Source organism: Amycolatopsis sp. TNS106 (genome assembly GCF_019330265.1).
GTDB classification, from domain to species: domain Bacteria; phylum Actinomycetota; class Actinomycetes; order Mycobacteriales; family Pseudonocardiaceae; genus Amycolatopsis; species Amycolatopsis lurida.
In genome coordinates, this window is sequence record NZ_CP024972.1 from 8,052,692 (window position 1) to 8,065,760 (window position 13,069).

Annotated in this window: 11 protein-coding genes; 6 read left to right on the forward strand and 5 right to left on the reverse strand. The window is 67.7% G+C overall.

What is annotated here, in order from left to right:
* Nucleotides 1-41: 41 nt before the first annotated feature.
* Nucleotides 42-2,303 (reverse strand): excinuclease ABC subunit UvrA, encoded by a 2,262-nt coding sequence (locus tag CVV72_RS37350; protein WP_219149022.1) that lies wholly within the window; start codon nucleotides 2,301-2,303, stop codon nucleotides 42-44.
* Between the two features lie 78 nt (nucleotides 2,304-2,381).
* Here CVV72_RS37350 and CVV72_RS37355 point away from each other — a divergent pair, with 78 nt between their 5' ends.
* From CVV72_RS37355 to CVV72_RS37375, 5 genes are all read left to right on the forward strand, one after another.
* Nucleotides 2,382-3,164, forward strand: a complete 783-nt coding sequence (locus CVV72_RS37355) for a TetR/AcrR family transcriptional regulator (RefSeq protein WP_219149024.1) — start codon at nucleotides 2,382-2,384, stop codon at nucleotides 3,162-3,164.
* A gap of 10 nt (nucleotides 3,165-3,174) precedes the next feature.
* On the forward strand, nucleotides 3,175-3,606 hold the full coding sequence (locus CVV72_RS37360) for a nitroreductase family deazaflavin-dependent oxidoreductase (protein ID WP_219149026.1): 432 nt from the start codon (nucleotides 3,175-3,177) through the stop codon (nucleotides 3,604-3,606).
* Nucleotides 3,607-3,712: 106 nt separating this feature from the next.
* Complete coding sequence (locus tag CVV72_RS37365; RefSeq protein WP_255632384.1) at nucleotides 3,713-4,186, forward strand: pyridoxamine 5'-phosphate oxidase family protein; 474 nt, start codon at nucleotides 3,713-3,715, stop codon at nucleotides 4,184-4,186.
* Between the two features lie 30 nt (nucleotides 4,187-4,216).
* On the forward strand, nucleotides 4,217-5,764 hold the full coding sequence (locus CVV72_RS37370; RefSeq protein ID WP_219149028.1) for a GAF domain-containing sensor histidine kinase: 1,548 nt from the start codon (nucleotides 4,217-4,219) through the stop codon (nucleotides 5,762-5,764).
* On the forward strand, nucleotides 5,761-6,408 hold the full coding sequence (locus CVV72_RS37375; protein ID WP_034315322.1) for a response regulator transcription factor: 648 nt from the start codon (nucleotides 5,761-5,763) through the stop codon (nucleotides 6,406-6,408). The genes CVV72_RS37370 and CVV72_RS37375 overlap by 4 nt, the downstream gene beginning before the upstream one ends.
* Here the strand turns inward: CVV72_RS37375 and CVV72_RS37380 are convergent.
* Nucleotides 6,405-7,037 (reverse strand): sigma-70 family RNA polymerase sigma factor, encoded by a 633-nt coding sequence (locus tag CVV72_RS37380; protein ID WP_219149030.1) that lies wholly within the window; start codon nucleotides 7,035-7,037, stop codon nucleotides 6,405-6,407. The genes CVV72_RS37375 and CVV72_RS37380 overlap by 4 nt on opposite strands.
* A 243-nt stretch (nucleotides 7,038-7,280) precedes the next feature.
* Here CVV72_RS37380 and CVV72_RS37385 point away from each other — a divergent pair, with 243 nt between their 5' ends.
* A complete protein-coding gene (locus CVV72_RS37385; RefSeq protein ID WP_219149032.1) occupies nucleotides 7,281-9,050 on the forward strand; it encodes a chitinase in 1,770 nt (589 codons plus the stop codon).
* A gap of 286 nt (nucleotides 9,051-9,336) precedes the next feature.
* Here the strand turns inward: CVV72_RS37385 and CVV72_RS37390 are convergent, their stop codons facing one another.
* From CVV72_RS37390 to CVV72_RS37400, 3 genes are all read right to left on the reverse strand, one after another.
* A complete protein-coding gene (locus CVV72_RS37390) occupies nucleotides 9,337-10,701 on the reverse strand; it encodes a cellulose binding domain-containing protein (protein WP_219149034.1) in 1,365 nt (454 codons plus the stop codon).
* Between the two features lie 11 nt (nucleotides 10,702-10,712).
* Entirely contained in the window at nucleotides 10,713-12,350 is a 1,638-nt protein-coding gene (locus tag CVV72_RS37395) for a glycosyl hydrolase family 18 protein (protein ID WP_034315332.1), read from the reverse strand.
* Nucleotides 12,351-12,611: 261 nt separating this feature from the next.
* Nucleotides 12,612-13,043, reverse strand: a complete 432-nt coding sequence (locus CVV72_RS37400) for an RpiB/LacA/LacB family sugar-phosphate isomerase (protein ID WP_219149036.1) — start codon at nucleotides 13,041-13,043, stop codon at nucleotides 12,612-12,614.
* Between the last annotated feature and the right edge of the window lie 26 nt (nucleotides 13,044-13,069).

Here is a 13,069-nt window from a genome sequence, read left to right on the forward strand (position 1 = left end):
CACGCGTGATCGCCATCGCGCTCATCACTCAAGACAGCGCGCTACCGGCCCACGTAAGCGCGAAGGTGCTGTGCCGTGAGCGTGTCACCGGAGGCGACCAGATCGGCCGGAGTCCCCGTGAACACCACCTGACCCCCGTCCGAACCGGCACCCGGTCCGAGATCCACGATCCAGTCCGCGTGCGCCATCACCGCCTGGTGATGTTCGATCACGACCACCGTGTTCCCGTCGTCGACGAGCCGGTCCAGCAGGCCCAGCAACTGATCGACGTCGGCGAGGTGCAGCCCGGTGGTCGGTTCGTCGAGGACGTACGTCGCCGACTTCTCCGCCATCCGGATGGCGAGTTTGATCCGCTGCCGTTCCCCGCCGGACAGCGTCGTGAGCGGCTGCCCGAGTCCGAGGTAGCCGAGGCCGACATCGGAAAGCCGGTCCAGGATCGTCCGCGCCTGCCCCGAGGGGAAGAACTCGCGCGCCTCGGCGACCGGCATCGCGAGGACTTCGCTGATGTCCTTGCCCCGCAGCTTGTACGTCAGCACTTCCGCGGTGAACCGCTTGCCTTCGCACTCCTCGCAGACCGTCGCCACGCCTGCCATCATCGCCAGGTCGGTGTAGATCAGCCCGATGCCCTTGCATTTCGGGCAAGCGCCTTCGGAGTTCGCGCTGAACAGGGCCGCCTTGACGCCGTTGGCCTTGGCGAACGCGGTGCGGATCGGGTCGAGCAGGCCGGTGTAGGTCGCCGGGTTGCTGCGCCGCGAGCCGCGGATGGCCGACTGGTCGAGCACCACCACGTCGTCCCTTGTGGACAGTGAGCCGTGGATGAGCGAGCTCTTGCCCGAACCGGCGACACCGGTGACCACGGTCAGCACCCCGAGCGGGATGTCCACGTCGACCCCGCGCAGGTTGTGCCGGGTCGCGTTCCGGATCTCGATCTGCCCGCGTGCCGTGCGGACGTCGGTGCGCAGCCGCGCCCGGTGGTCGAGGTGCCGTCCGGTCAGCGTGCCGGACGCGCGCAGTCCGGCGACGTCGCCGGTGTAACAGATCTGCCCGCCGTTCGGCCCGGCGCCGGGACCGAGGTCGACGACGTGGTCGGCGATCTCGATCGTCTCCGGTTTGTGCTCGACGACGAGCACCGTGTTCCCCTTGTCCTTCAGGAGAAGCAGAAGACCGTTCATGCGCTGGATGTCGTGCGGGTGCAGCCCGACGGTCGGCTCGTCGAACACGTAGGTGACGTCGGTGAGGCTGGAACCCAGGTGCCGCACCATCTTCACGCGCTGCGCCTCGCCGCCCGAAAGCGTCCCGGACTCACGGTCGAGGCTCAGATAGCCGAGGCCGATCTCCACGAGCGAGTCGAGGGTGCCGCGCAGGGTCTGCATCAGCGGCCCCACCGACGGATCGTCGATCTTGCGGAGGAAATCGGCCAGTTCGTCGATCTGCATCGACGAGCAGTCGGCGATGTTCAGCCCCTCGATCTTCGAGGACAACGCCGCCTGGTTGAGCCGCGCGCCTTCGCACGCCGGGCACTGCCGGAAGGTGATCGCCCGGTCCACGAAGGCCCGGATGTGCGGCTGCGTCGCTTCCTTGTCCTTCGACAGGAACAACCGCTGCACCTTCACTAGCAGGCCTTCGTAGTTGGTGTTGATCCCGCCGAGCTTCATCTTGGTGGCGGGTTTGTGCATGAAGTCTTCCCACTGCTGGGGGGTGTAGTCCTTCAGCTTGACCGCGGGATCGACGAAGCCGGACTCCGCCAGCCCCTTCCAGTACCAGCCGCCGGGGGCGAAGTTCGGGACGGTGATCGCCCCTTCGTTCAGCGAAAGCTCTTTGTCGACGAGCTGGTCGACATCGATGCTGGAGACCTTCCCCAGCCCCTCGCATTCGGGGCACATCCCCTCGGGAAGGTTGAAGCTGAACGCACCCGACGTGCCCACGTGCGGGGTTCCCAGCCTGCTGAAGACGATCCGCAGCATCGTGTGCGCGTCGGTCGCGGTGCCGACGGTGGATCGCGAGTTGGCCACCATCCGCTCCTGGTCGACGACGATCGCGGCGCTCAGGTTCCGCAGCGCGTCCACGTCCGGCCGTCCGACCGGGGCCATGAAGGACTGGATGAACGCGGTGTAGGTCTCGTTGATCAGCCGCTGCGACTCCGCGGCGATGGTGCCGAACACCAAGGACGACTTGCCCGAGCCCGAGACACCGGTGAAGACGGTGAGACGGCGTTTGGGGATGTCGACCGAGACGTCGGCGAGGTTGTTCTCTCTGGCTCCGCGCACCTGGATCATGTCGTGGCTGTCGGCGGCCGAAGGCATGGCTCTCCCCTGGTTGGAACTCTTTAGCCTGTAAAGTGAGGGTAGCAGACGTTAGTTTATGCTGTAAGGAGTTGGCAAGTGGTCGTCTACGCGGCGCAGGGAGATCCTCGGCGGTCGATGGCGCTGCTGTGGCGGACCGGGTCGCCGGACGCCGAGCGGCCCGGCCCCAAACCGGGGCTTTCGGTGGAGCTGATCGTCGAAACCGCCATCGCCATCGCGGACGCCGAAGGCATGGCGGGCCTTTCGATGCGGGCGGTCGGGGACCGGCTCGGCCGCACGGCCATGGCGCTCTACACCTATGTCCCGAGCAAGAGCGAACTCGTCGACCTCATGTACGACACGGCGCTCGCCGAGCTGCCGGCCACTTACGACGGAGACGGCTGGCGGGCCGACGCCGCGCGCTGGGCCGAGGATCTCTGGGACTTCTACCTGCGGCACCCCTGGGTCCTTCAGGTCTCGCAGGCGCGGCCGGTGCTCGGGCCGAACGAGTACGTCGTCCTGGAGGCGCTGGTGAAGATCCTGCGCCGGACCGGATTGCGGCCGACGGCGCTGCGGCGGCTGGTCAGCGCGCTGTACTCGTGCGTGCGCGAGCCCGCCAGGACGGCTTCGGAGGCGCGGCTGGCCGAAAAGGTGACAGGGCAGCCCGACGACGAGTGGTGGCACGCGCGCTCCGCGCATCTGAAGGAGGTCTCGCCGGACTTCGCCGAGCGTTTCCCGACGCTGACCTGGATGGAGAGCGAGCACGCGTTCCGGATGGAGGACGAGACGGTGTCCTATCTGGAACAGGAGGCGAGGGAGGCCTTCGAGTTCTCGCTGGCCGTTCTCCTGGACGGAATCGAAGTGGCGACGAAAGCGGAGTAGTCTTCTCCGCATGCCCTCCGATTTCGCCTTGAAGACCATGAACGCCGTCCACCGCGTCATCCAGAAGGTCAGCGGCGGCCGTGCCGGCTGGCAGGTCGCCGGGATGACCGTCCTGGAACTGACCACCATCGGCCGCAAATCCGGCCAGCCGCGCACCGTGCTGCTGACTTCGCCGCTGCGCGAGGGCGACGCGTACGTCATCGTCGCCTCGCGTGGTGGCGACGACCAGCACCCGGCGTGGTTCCTCAATCTCCGCGACAACCCCGACGTCCAGGTGACCCTCAAGGGTGAGAGCGCGAAAGCGATGGTCGCGAGCGTGGCCGACGCCGAGCAGCGCGCCCGCCTGTGGCCCAAGATCACCGCGGACTTCAAGAACTACGCGCAGTACCAGACCAAGACCGAACGGGAGATCCCCGTCGTCCTGCTGAGCCCGAAGGTGTAGCCCTCGCATCCCCCGCACGGGCCGGGTACATCGGCCCTACCGGCGAGTCGGCAAGCCGGGGACCGTGGACCTCGACGAACCACACCACGAGAACGCGGGGATGCCGATGTCCGACTCCTTGGGTCTCGAGACGCTCGGGCGCGAGCAGTGCCTGGCCCTGCTCGCGCGCGCCGGGCTGGGCCGGGTGGTGTTCACCTCGCGGGCCATGCCGGCGATCCAGCCCGCGCGGTTCGCGCTCCACCACGGCGCGATCGTGGTCCGGACGCCGTCGCAAAGCGCGTTGTTCGCCGGGATACTCGACAGTGTGGTGGCGTTCGCCGTCGACGAGTTCGCCAAGGACCTCGGGACGGGCTGGTTCGTCACCGTCGTCGGCCGTGCCGCCGAGGTGCGTGATCCGATCGTGATCGCCGAGCTCGAAACCCTGCCGCTGGGCTGCTGGACTGGCCAAACGGACGCCCGGTACCTCCGCATCCCGATCGAATCGGTGACCGGACGAAGGATCCTCGGCGCTTGCAGTAACGAAGCACTGTCCGTGATCGACGCACCAGATGAGCGATCCGGGCGCGTCTGTCATTCCTGACCCCACTGCCCGGGGAGTTACTCCGGGACGGTGACGCCAGTGCGGCGGGTGAGTGCGGCGAGCGACGCCAAAGCGCCCAGGATTCTGGACGCGGTGGCCGGGATCGCCCACGATCTCAGCCTCTCCGACGTCCTGCGGCGGATGGTCGAATCCGCCTGCGAGCTGACCGGCGCACCGTACGGGGCGTTGAGCGTGCTCGATTCCGGCGAATTCATCCGCTTCGGCGACGCTTGGGAACGGCCGCCGTCCGAGGACGAGTCCCGGATCGTGCCGATCCGGATGCGCGGCCGCATCTTCGGGATGCTGTACCTCGCCCGCAAACCGGACGGTGCGGAGTTCACCGAAGCCGAGGACGACCTGCTCGTCGCGCTCACCGCGGCGGCCGGTGTGGTGATCGAGAACGCCGCGCTGTTCGAGCAGGTGCAGCGGCGCGAACGCTGGCTCGAAGCCTCCTACCACGTCACCGGCGCGCTCCTGGCCGACCAGGATCTGACCGCGACCCTGCGCCTGATCGCCGAGCGTGCCCGCGTCGTCGCCGGCGGTTCGGCGGGTGCGGTCGCCCGGCCGCGCGGTGACGGGATGCTGGTCTTCGAGATCGTCGAGCCGCCGGGGCCGGACGCCGACCGGATCGCCGGCGTCACCGTGCCGACCGAGGGCACCGCGACCGGACTGGCGTACACGAGCGGCAAACCCGTCGTGGTGCGGGAGTACGGCGACAAGGTGATCGAGCACCAGGGCGGACGCGGCGTCACGATGCCCGCGATGATCAAGGACCTCGACTCCACCGTCGCCGTCCCGCTGATCGCCGGCGAGGAGAAACTCGGTGTCCTCCTGGTGGCGAAGTTCCGCGACAAGACCCCGTTCTCCGCCTACGACGTCCAGCTCGCCGAGACCTTCGCCGGGCACGCCGCGCTCGCGGTCGAGTTCGCCCGCGCGCAGCAGGACAGGCAGCGCCTCGCCGTCTTCGAAGACCGTGACCGGATCGCCCGGGACCTGCACGACCTGGTGATCCAGCGGCTGTTCGCGATCGGGCTCGGCCTGGAGGGGCTCGGCAGGCTCGCGGGCGAACCCGCCGTCGCCGACCGCGTGACCGGCTTCGCGCACGAGATCGACCGCACCATCCGCGAGATCCGCAACAGCATCTTCTCCCTGCAGGAACCGGCGGAAGCGCAGGGCAGCCTCCGGTCGGAGCTGCTGCGTGTCGCGCTGGACGCGGGCTGCGCGTCGGAGCCCCGGGTCGGCTTCGACGGGCCGCTCGACTCGGCCGTGCCGGACACGGTCCGCTCGGATCTCATCGCGACCCTGCGCGAAGCACTGTCCAATGTGGTCAGACATGCCGAGGCGACGGCGGTCTCGGTCGACGTCTCCGTGGACCGGGACGGCCGGTGGCTGAAACTTTCGGTGGTGGACGACGGCGTCGGCATGCCCGCCGAACCCGGCCACCGCAGCGGCGTGGCGAACCTGGCCGAACGCGCGGCCCGCTGGAACGGCACGTTCGCCGTCGAAGCGGCGCCGGAAGGCGGGACGAAGCTCGACTGGTCGGTGGAGCTGCCGGCCCGACAGGGGAGTGTGCGATGACGATTTCGGTGTTCCTGCTGGACGATCACGAACTCGTCCGCACCGGGCTGAAGACGGTCTTCGAAGCCGAAGACGATCTCACGGTGGTCGGCGAAGCGTCCACGGCCGCCGAGGCGTACGTGCGGATCCCCGCGGTCAAACCGCAGGTCGCGGTGCTCGACGTCCGCCTGCCGGACGGCGAGGGGGTCAGCGTCTGCCGGGAGATCAGGGCGTCCGTCGACCCGCCGCCCGCCTGCCTGATGCTGACGTCCTATTCGGATGACGACGCGTTGTTCGGCGCGATCATGGCCGGCGCGGCCGGGTACATGCTCAAGCAGGTCTCCGGCGGCGCGCTCGTCAAGGCCGTCCGCACCGTCGCCGCCGGCGGATCGCTCCTGGACAGCACGCTGACGGCGTCGGTGATGAACCGGCTGCGCGGGGAGAGCGAACTCCCGGACCCGCGGTACGAACAGCTGAGCCCGCAGGAGCGGCGGGTGCTCGACCACATCGCCGACGGGCTGACCAACCGCCAGATCGCGGAAAAGCTGTACCTGGCGGAGAAGACGGTGAAGAACTACGTGTCGTCCCTGCTGCACAAGCTCGGTTTCGAACGCCGCACCGCCGCCGCCGTCTACGCCACGCAACGCCGCAAGCCCACCGTCTAGAAGATCGCGAACCCGCCGGCGAAATCGGGGTTCTCGCGCAGTACCCGGCGCAGTTCGTTGAGAGCCCGGTGCTGGGTGACGCGGACCGCGCCCGCGCTCGCCATGCCCAGCGCCCCGGCGGTCTCCTCGGCGCTGTACCCGTGGATCACGCGCAGCACCAGCACGTCACGCTGTTTGGCCGAAAGGACGTCGAACAGCCGCGACAACCGGCGGCGGCGATCGGCCCTCTCGACCTCCTCGAACGTCGGGTTCCACGGTCCGTCCTGGTCGGGCTCGGGATCGGGCACCGGCGCGGACGGGTCGCGGGCGAGGTTGCGGCGGACGTCGGCGACCTTGTGCGCAGCGATTCCGAAGACGTACGGCAGGAAGCTGTTGTCCTGGTAGCTGTAGCGCGGCAAGGCGACGAGGACGGCCATCAGGACCTCCTGCGCGCAGTCCTCGGCGTTGGAGACGCCGCGGACCGTCCCGCCCAGCCTGCCCACGCAGTAGCGGAACACGATCGGCCGGAGGAGCGTCAGCAGGCTCTCGATCGCCCGCCGGTCACCGCTGATCGCCGCGCGGATCAGTTCGCCGTCCGGCTCCCCCGGGCGGGGCACGTAGGTCGGGCGCACCGCTTCGGCCACGGTCATCACGCCGGATCGGCCGTTCTCGGCGCGTCCCTGTGCGTTCCCATCGTCCCCACCTCCCGAAAGCCCCCAGCCCTCTTTGGCCCCTCCGACGTTACGGAGCGCGCCCGCGCGTCACACCGGTAAAGCAGCCCGGAGTAGTCGGGTCTTTCGGCCCTGGTGTCCCCGGGGTATGGACTTTCGCCGAATTGGTCTAGACAATTAGCCCAGCGCGGCGGCAGGCCGCCCTTCCACGGAGGAATCGCGATGAGGCGTTCCAGATCCTTGTCATTTCTGGCCGTTTTGGTGCTTGTCTTCACCGGCCTGGTCACCGGTGGCGGCACCGCGAGCGCGGCCAACCTGCTCCTCAATCCCGGTTTCGAGGCGGGTTCGACGTCCGGCTGGTCCTGCGCGGCGGGCGCGACCGTGACCACACCGGTCCGTTCGGGCGGTTACGCCGTTTCGGTCACGCCCGGCTCGACGATCGGGAAATGCGCACAGACGGTATCCGTCCAGCCGAACACGACCTACGCGGTGTCCGCCTGGGTGAACGGGAACCCGGTGTACCTCGGGGTCACCGGCGGGCCGTCGACCTGGACCGCGGCGACCTCCTACACGCAGCTGTCACTTTCGTTCACGACGTCGGCCACGCAGACGACGGCGGAGGTGTACGTCCACGGCTGGTACGGGTCCGGCACCTACTACGCGGACGACATCAGCCTCGACGGGCCCGGCGGTGGCACCCCCGGCGCGCCGCCCGCACCGGGGAATCCGGCCGTGGGCACGGTGACGAACTCGTCGATAGCGCTCTCGTGGGGCGCCTCGGCGGGGGCGGTGACCGGCTATCGCGTATACGAGGCAGGCAAGGTCGTCGCGACGGTGACCGGGACTTCGGCGACGCTCTCGGGGCTGACGGCCTGTTCGTCGCACAGCTATTCGGTGGCCGCCTACAACAGCGCGGGCGAGTCGCCGAAGAGCACCGAGGTGGGCGCCACGACTTCCGGCTGCGTCGACTCCGGCCTGCCGAAGCACGCGCTGATCGGCTACCTGCACGCGAGTTTCGCCAACGGCTCCGGCTACACACGGATGGCCGACGTCCCGGCGGCGTGGGACATCATCAACCTCGCCTTCGGTGAACCGACCTCGGTGACCTCCGGTGACATCCGCTTCACGCGCTGCCCGGTCGCGGAATGCCCGACCGTGGAAAGCGACGCGGACTTCATCGCCGCGATCCGCGCTAAGCAGGCTCAGGGCAAGAAGGTCCTGATCTCCATCGGTGGCCAGAACGGACAGGTCCAGCTGACCACGACCGCGGCTCGGGACGCTTTCGTGAGTTCGGTGTCCGCGATCATCGACCGGTACGGGCTGAACGGGCTCGACATCGACTTCGAGGGGCACTCGCTGTACCTCAACTCCGGTGACAACGACTTCCGCAATCCGACCACGCCGGTGATCGTCAACCTCATCTCGGCGCTGAAGACGTTGAAGGCCCGCTATGGTGCGGGATTCGTGCTGACGATGGCGCCGGAGACGTTCTTCGTGCAGACCGGGTATCAGTATTACGGCGGCCTCGGCGGCGCCGACAACCGGACGGGCTCGTACCTGCCGGTGATCCACGCGATGCGGGACGCGCTGACCGTGCTGCACGTCCAGGACTACAACTCCGGGCCGGTGATGGGGCTGGACAACCAGTACCACTTCATGGGCGGCGCGGACTTCCACATCGCGATGACCGACATGATCAAGGCGGGCTTCACGGTGTCCTCGACCGGATTCCGGTTCCCGGGGCTGCGTGAGGACCAGATCGCGTTCGGCCTGCCCGCCGCGGTGAGCGCGGGTAACGGGCACACCGCGCCGGCGGCCGTGCATGCGGCGCTGAACTGCCTGGTGAAGAACTCCGGCTGCGGGTCGTATTCCTTGCGTGGCGGCGCTTCGCCCGCGTTGCGCGGGCTGATGACGTGGTCGATCAACTGGGACCGGTACTACGGATGGGAGTTCCAGAACGCGCACGAACCGTTCCTGAACGCCCTGCCCTGAGCGCTCCCGGCTTTTCGCGAGCGGGCGACTTTCCGTGAAGGCCTCCTTGAGGGACCCAGAGTCCCTCAAGGAGGCCTTCACGGACCGGGGCTGAGTACTCCGGTGACCATTGTGGTCACTGAGGCGTTCCGCAAGTACGTGAAGGCCCCCTTCTCTGCGCTAGACGCAGTGAAGGGGGCCTTCACGTACTTGCCGCGACCTCCCGCAATTAGTCATCTGGTTGCGAGAGAAAGGAGCGGGCCCGCACCGTGCAGCATCGGTGCGGGCCCGCGGTTCGAAGGGGACGTCAGAAGGCCGCGGTGATCCGCGTGAAGTCCCAGTCGTTCTGCGCGATGCCACTGCAGTTCTCGGCGACCCCGCCGTTCGGGCAGCCGCGGTCACGGTTGGCCGACCAGAACGCGAGCCTGGCGATCTTGTTGGTCTTGGACCAGTCGGTGATCCGCGTCCAGGTGTCGAGACTCGTCAGTTCCCGCTGATCCGAAAGACCGTTCATGCCGCTGATGCCGAGGTGGCCGTACGCTGTGGCGTCGTTCCACCCGAAGGTCGACTTCAGCTTGTCCCGCAAGCCGTTCGCCGCCCGGATGGTGTTGCCGTACATGTCCGCGCCACCACCGAAGTCGAACGGCATGATCGTGTAGACGTCGATCCCGGCGCTCAGTGCCTTCGACTGGTCGATGAGCCGGTTGCCCCAGGAGTTCGGGCCGCTGGTCGTCGTGCCGAAGGTCAGGATGGTCTGGATACCGGGGTTGTTCGCCTTCACGATCTTCAGCGCGTTCAGGACGCGGTCCTGCACGACCGCGTTCTCGAACTCGTCGGTGTTCTCGATGTCGATGTCGATCGCCTTGAGGCCGTAGGCGTCGATCACCTTCTGGTAGGCCCCGGCGAGCGCTTCCGGCGTCGAGCAGTTCGGGCCGAGCTTGTTGCCGCTCCACCCGCCGAAGGACGGCACGATCTGCCCGCCCGCGGCCTTGATCTGCGCGATCGCGTTCGCGTCGACGCCGCCCTGCAGCGGACGGCTGCCGTCCCAGGCGGGATTGCACCCACCGGAGGAAAGGATGAACGCCATCGTGAACCACTTGATCCCGGTCGCGTTCATCACCGTCTGCGGGTTCGGCGGGCTGCCCCAGCCCATGTACAGATACGGCGCGCCACGGCCGCCGGGCGGTGGGGTGCTCGTGGTCGTCGTCGGGGAGGTCGTGGTCGTGCTGGTGGGCGTGGTCGGCGTCGTGGTCGGGCCGCCACCGCCCGGATCGCAGGAACCACCGTTGATCTTGCAGTTCGCCGGGGCGACGTAGCCCCCGGAGTACTTGACGTTGAACCCGAAACTGGTGGAGCCACCGTTGGAAAGGTTGCCGTTCCAGGTGTTCTTCACCGTCACGTGCTGCCCGGAGACCGAGTAGCTGCCGTCCCACAGTGAAGCGATCGAGTGTCCCGCGGGGAGGTCGAATTCGACCGTCCAGGTGGGAAGGCTCGATCCGGAGTTGTTGCTGATCGTGTACTTGCCTTCCCAGCCCGAGCCCCAATCGGAACCCTTGCTGAAGGCGGCGCCGACGCCGCCGGCCGCGGAGGCCGGCGCGATCACGAGGACCGCGCCGGCCGTTGCGGCAGCGGCGGCCAGGCCGACGGCCTGGATCCAAGTCCGCTTGCCCACTGTCGAACCTCTCAGTTCAGGCCGTTGCGCATGGCCGTGACGAGTTCACCGTTGGTGGTGTCACCACTGAGCTCCCAGAAGAACGCGCCGCCGAGACCCTGGTTCTTGGTCCAGCCCATCTTTCCGTTGATGGTCGCGGGAGTGTCGTAGCTCCACCAGTTGTTGCCGCACTTCGCGTACGCGGTGCCCGCGATGGTGCCGGTCGACGGGCAGCTGTTCTTGAGGATCTTGTAGTCCTCGATGCCCGCCTCGTAGGTGCCCGGTGCCGCGCCGGTCGCGGTGCCGCCCGGGGCGTCCTGGGTGACGCCGGTCCAGCCTCGGCCGTAGAAACCGATACCCAGCAACAGTTTGCTCGCCGGGACGCCCTTGGCCTTGAGCTTCTGGATGGCGTCGTCGGAGGTGAAGCCCTGCTGCGGGATGCCGGGGTACGAGGTCAGCGGCGAGTGCGGTGCCGTCGGACCCTGCGCCGCCCAAGCGCCGAAGAAGTCGTACGTCATGACGTTGTACCAGTCGAAGTACGCCGACGCGGGGCCGTAGTCGGCGGCGTCGATCTTGCCGCCGCTACTGGCGTCGGCGGTGATCGCGGCGGTGACCAGGAACGAGGAGCCGAACTTGGTGCGCAGCGCCTGTGCGACGTTCTTGATCGCGGCGGGACCGCTGGTGTCACAGGTCAGGCCACAGGCGTTCGGGTACTCCCAGTCGATGTCGATACCGTCGAAGACGTCGGCCCACCGCGGGTCCTTGATCAGCTTGTAGCAGGATTCCGCGAACGCGGCCGGGTTCTTCGACGCCTGGCCGAAGCCGCCGGACCAGGTCCAGCCGCCGAACGACCACAGCACCTTCAGGCCCGGGTACATCTTCTTCAGCTTGCGCAGCTGGTTGAAGTTACCGCGCAGCGAGCCCGCGTCCCACGAGTCCGCGACACCGTCCACACTGGACCCGGCGTCGTAGAACTTGTCGTAGTCGGCGTAGGTGTCGTCGTTCGCGGTGCAGGAACCGTTGGTGACGTTGCCGAACGCGTAGTTGATATGCGTCAGCTTGGCCGCGGAACCGGAAGTGTGAATGTTCTTCACGTGATAGTTGCGGCCGTAGACGCCCCACTGCACGAAGTAGCCGAGGTTCTTCTTCGCGCCCGGGTTCGGGTTCGAAGTCGTGGTGGTCGGCGGATTGCTCGTGCTGGTCGACGTCGGGGGATTGGACGTCGTGGTGGTCGGCGTGGTCGGCGTCGTGGTCGGGTTACCGCCGCCCGGGTCGCACGAGCCGCCGTTGATCTTGCAGTTGGCGGGCGCGGTGTAGGCGCCGGAGTACTTGACGTTGAAGCCGAAGCTGGTGGAGCCACCGTTGGAAAGGTTGCCGTTCCAGGTGTTCTTGACGGTCACGTGCTGGCCGGAGACGGTGTAGCTGCCGTCCCACAGCGAAGCGATCGAGTGCCCCGCCGCGAGGTCGAACTCGAGGGTCCAGTTGGTCAGGCTCGATCCCGAGTTGTTGGTGATCGTGTACTTGCCTTCCCAGCCGGAGCCCCAGTCCGACCCCTTGGTCAGGGTGGCTCCGACGCCACCGGCCGCGTTCGCCGGCACGGTCACCAGACCGACCGCCAGCGCCGCCACGGCCGTGAACAGGCCGACCAGATGCCATCTTTTTCTCGACATTTCACTCCTTACAACCCGGTGCAGGGAAATGATCTTGGAGATGATTTCGTCAAAGGGAAATCAGCGACATCGCGTTGCCGCGGCCGGAGCCGGGCAGGCGGGGATGCGTCTTCATCGACCACCTCCATGCGGAACGCTTTGTTGCGGGAGACGGTACGTGGTCTGGACCAATATGGGAAGCATCACTACGTAGAGTGGTGATTTTCCTGCGAACGGCCTAATACGTTCGACAGCGTTAACCGTTCACTGGTTCGGTGCCGGTCACCGACGGAATTCGTCCATTTCGCCGAGCCGGGCGATATTCGCGGATTCGTCGGGGTCGGGCAGGACACCGGAAAGGAACACCTCGGTGATTTCGACGGCCACGTCGGGGGCCAGCCGTTTGAGGCTCAGCGCCAGCACGTTGGCGTCGTTCCATTTGCGCGCGCCGGCGGCGATCCAGGTGTCCCAGGCCAGCGCCGCGCGGACGCCGGGGACCTTGTTGGCCGCGATGGCCGTCCCCGTCCCGGTCCAGCACATCACCACGCCGAAATCGGCTTCGCCTTCCGCGACCGCCCTGCCCACCGCCGCGCCGAGTTCCGGCCAGACGTCCGACGTCGCCGGGCGGACCACCTCGTGGCCCGCCTCGGCGAGATACGCCTGGACGGCGTCCGTCGTGGCGTTGCGGTCGTCGGCGGCGAAGGCGATCCTCATGTCCGGATCGTAACGCCGCGTCGACC

What these genes read in the sequence shown, in the direction of transcription:
- CVV72_RS37365 (WP_255632384.1), top strand. Translation starts at nt 3,713, where the DNA reads ATGTCCGACTCCTTGGGTCTCGAGACGCTCGGGCGCGAGCAGTGCCTG.
- CVV72_RS37360 (WP_219149026.1), top strand. Translation starts at nt 3,175, where the DNA reads ATGCCCTCCGATTTCGCCTTGAAGACCATGAACGCCGTCCACCGCGTC.
- CVV72_RS37395 (WP_034315332.1), bottom strand. Translation starts at nt 12,350, where the DNA reads ATGTCGAGAAAAAGATGGCATCTGGTCGGCCTGTTCACGGCCGTGGCG.
- CVV72_RS37400 (WP_219149036.1), bottom strand. Translation starts at nt 13,043, where the DNA reads ATGAGGATCGCCTTCGCCGCCGACGACCGCAACGCCACGACGGACGCC.
- CVV72_RS37375 (WP_034315322.1), top strand. Translation starts at nt 5,761, where the DNA reads ATGACGATTTCGGTGTTCCTGCTGGACGATCACGAACTCGTCCGCACC.
- CVV72_RS37350 (WP_219149022.1), bottom strand. Translation starts at nt 2,303, where the DNA reads ATGCCTTCGGCCGCCGACAGCCACGACATGATCCAGGTGCGCGGAGCC.
- CVV72_RS37380 (WP_219149030.1), bottom strand. Translation starts at nt 7,037, where the DNA reads ATGACCGTGGCCGAAGCGGTGCGCCCGACCTACGTGCCCCGCCCGGGG.
- CVV72_RS37385 (WP_219149032.1), top strand. Translation starts at nt 7,281, where the DNA reads ATGAGGCGTTCCAGATCCTTGTCATTTCTGGCCGTTTTGGTGCTTGTC.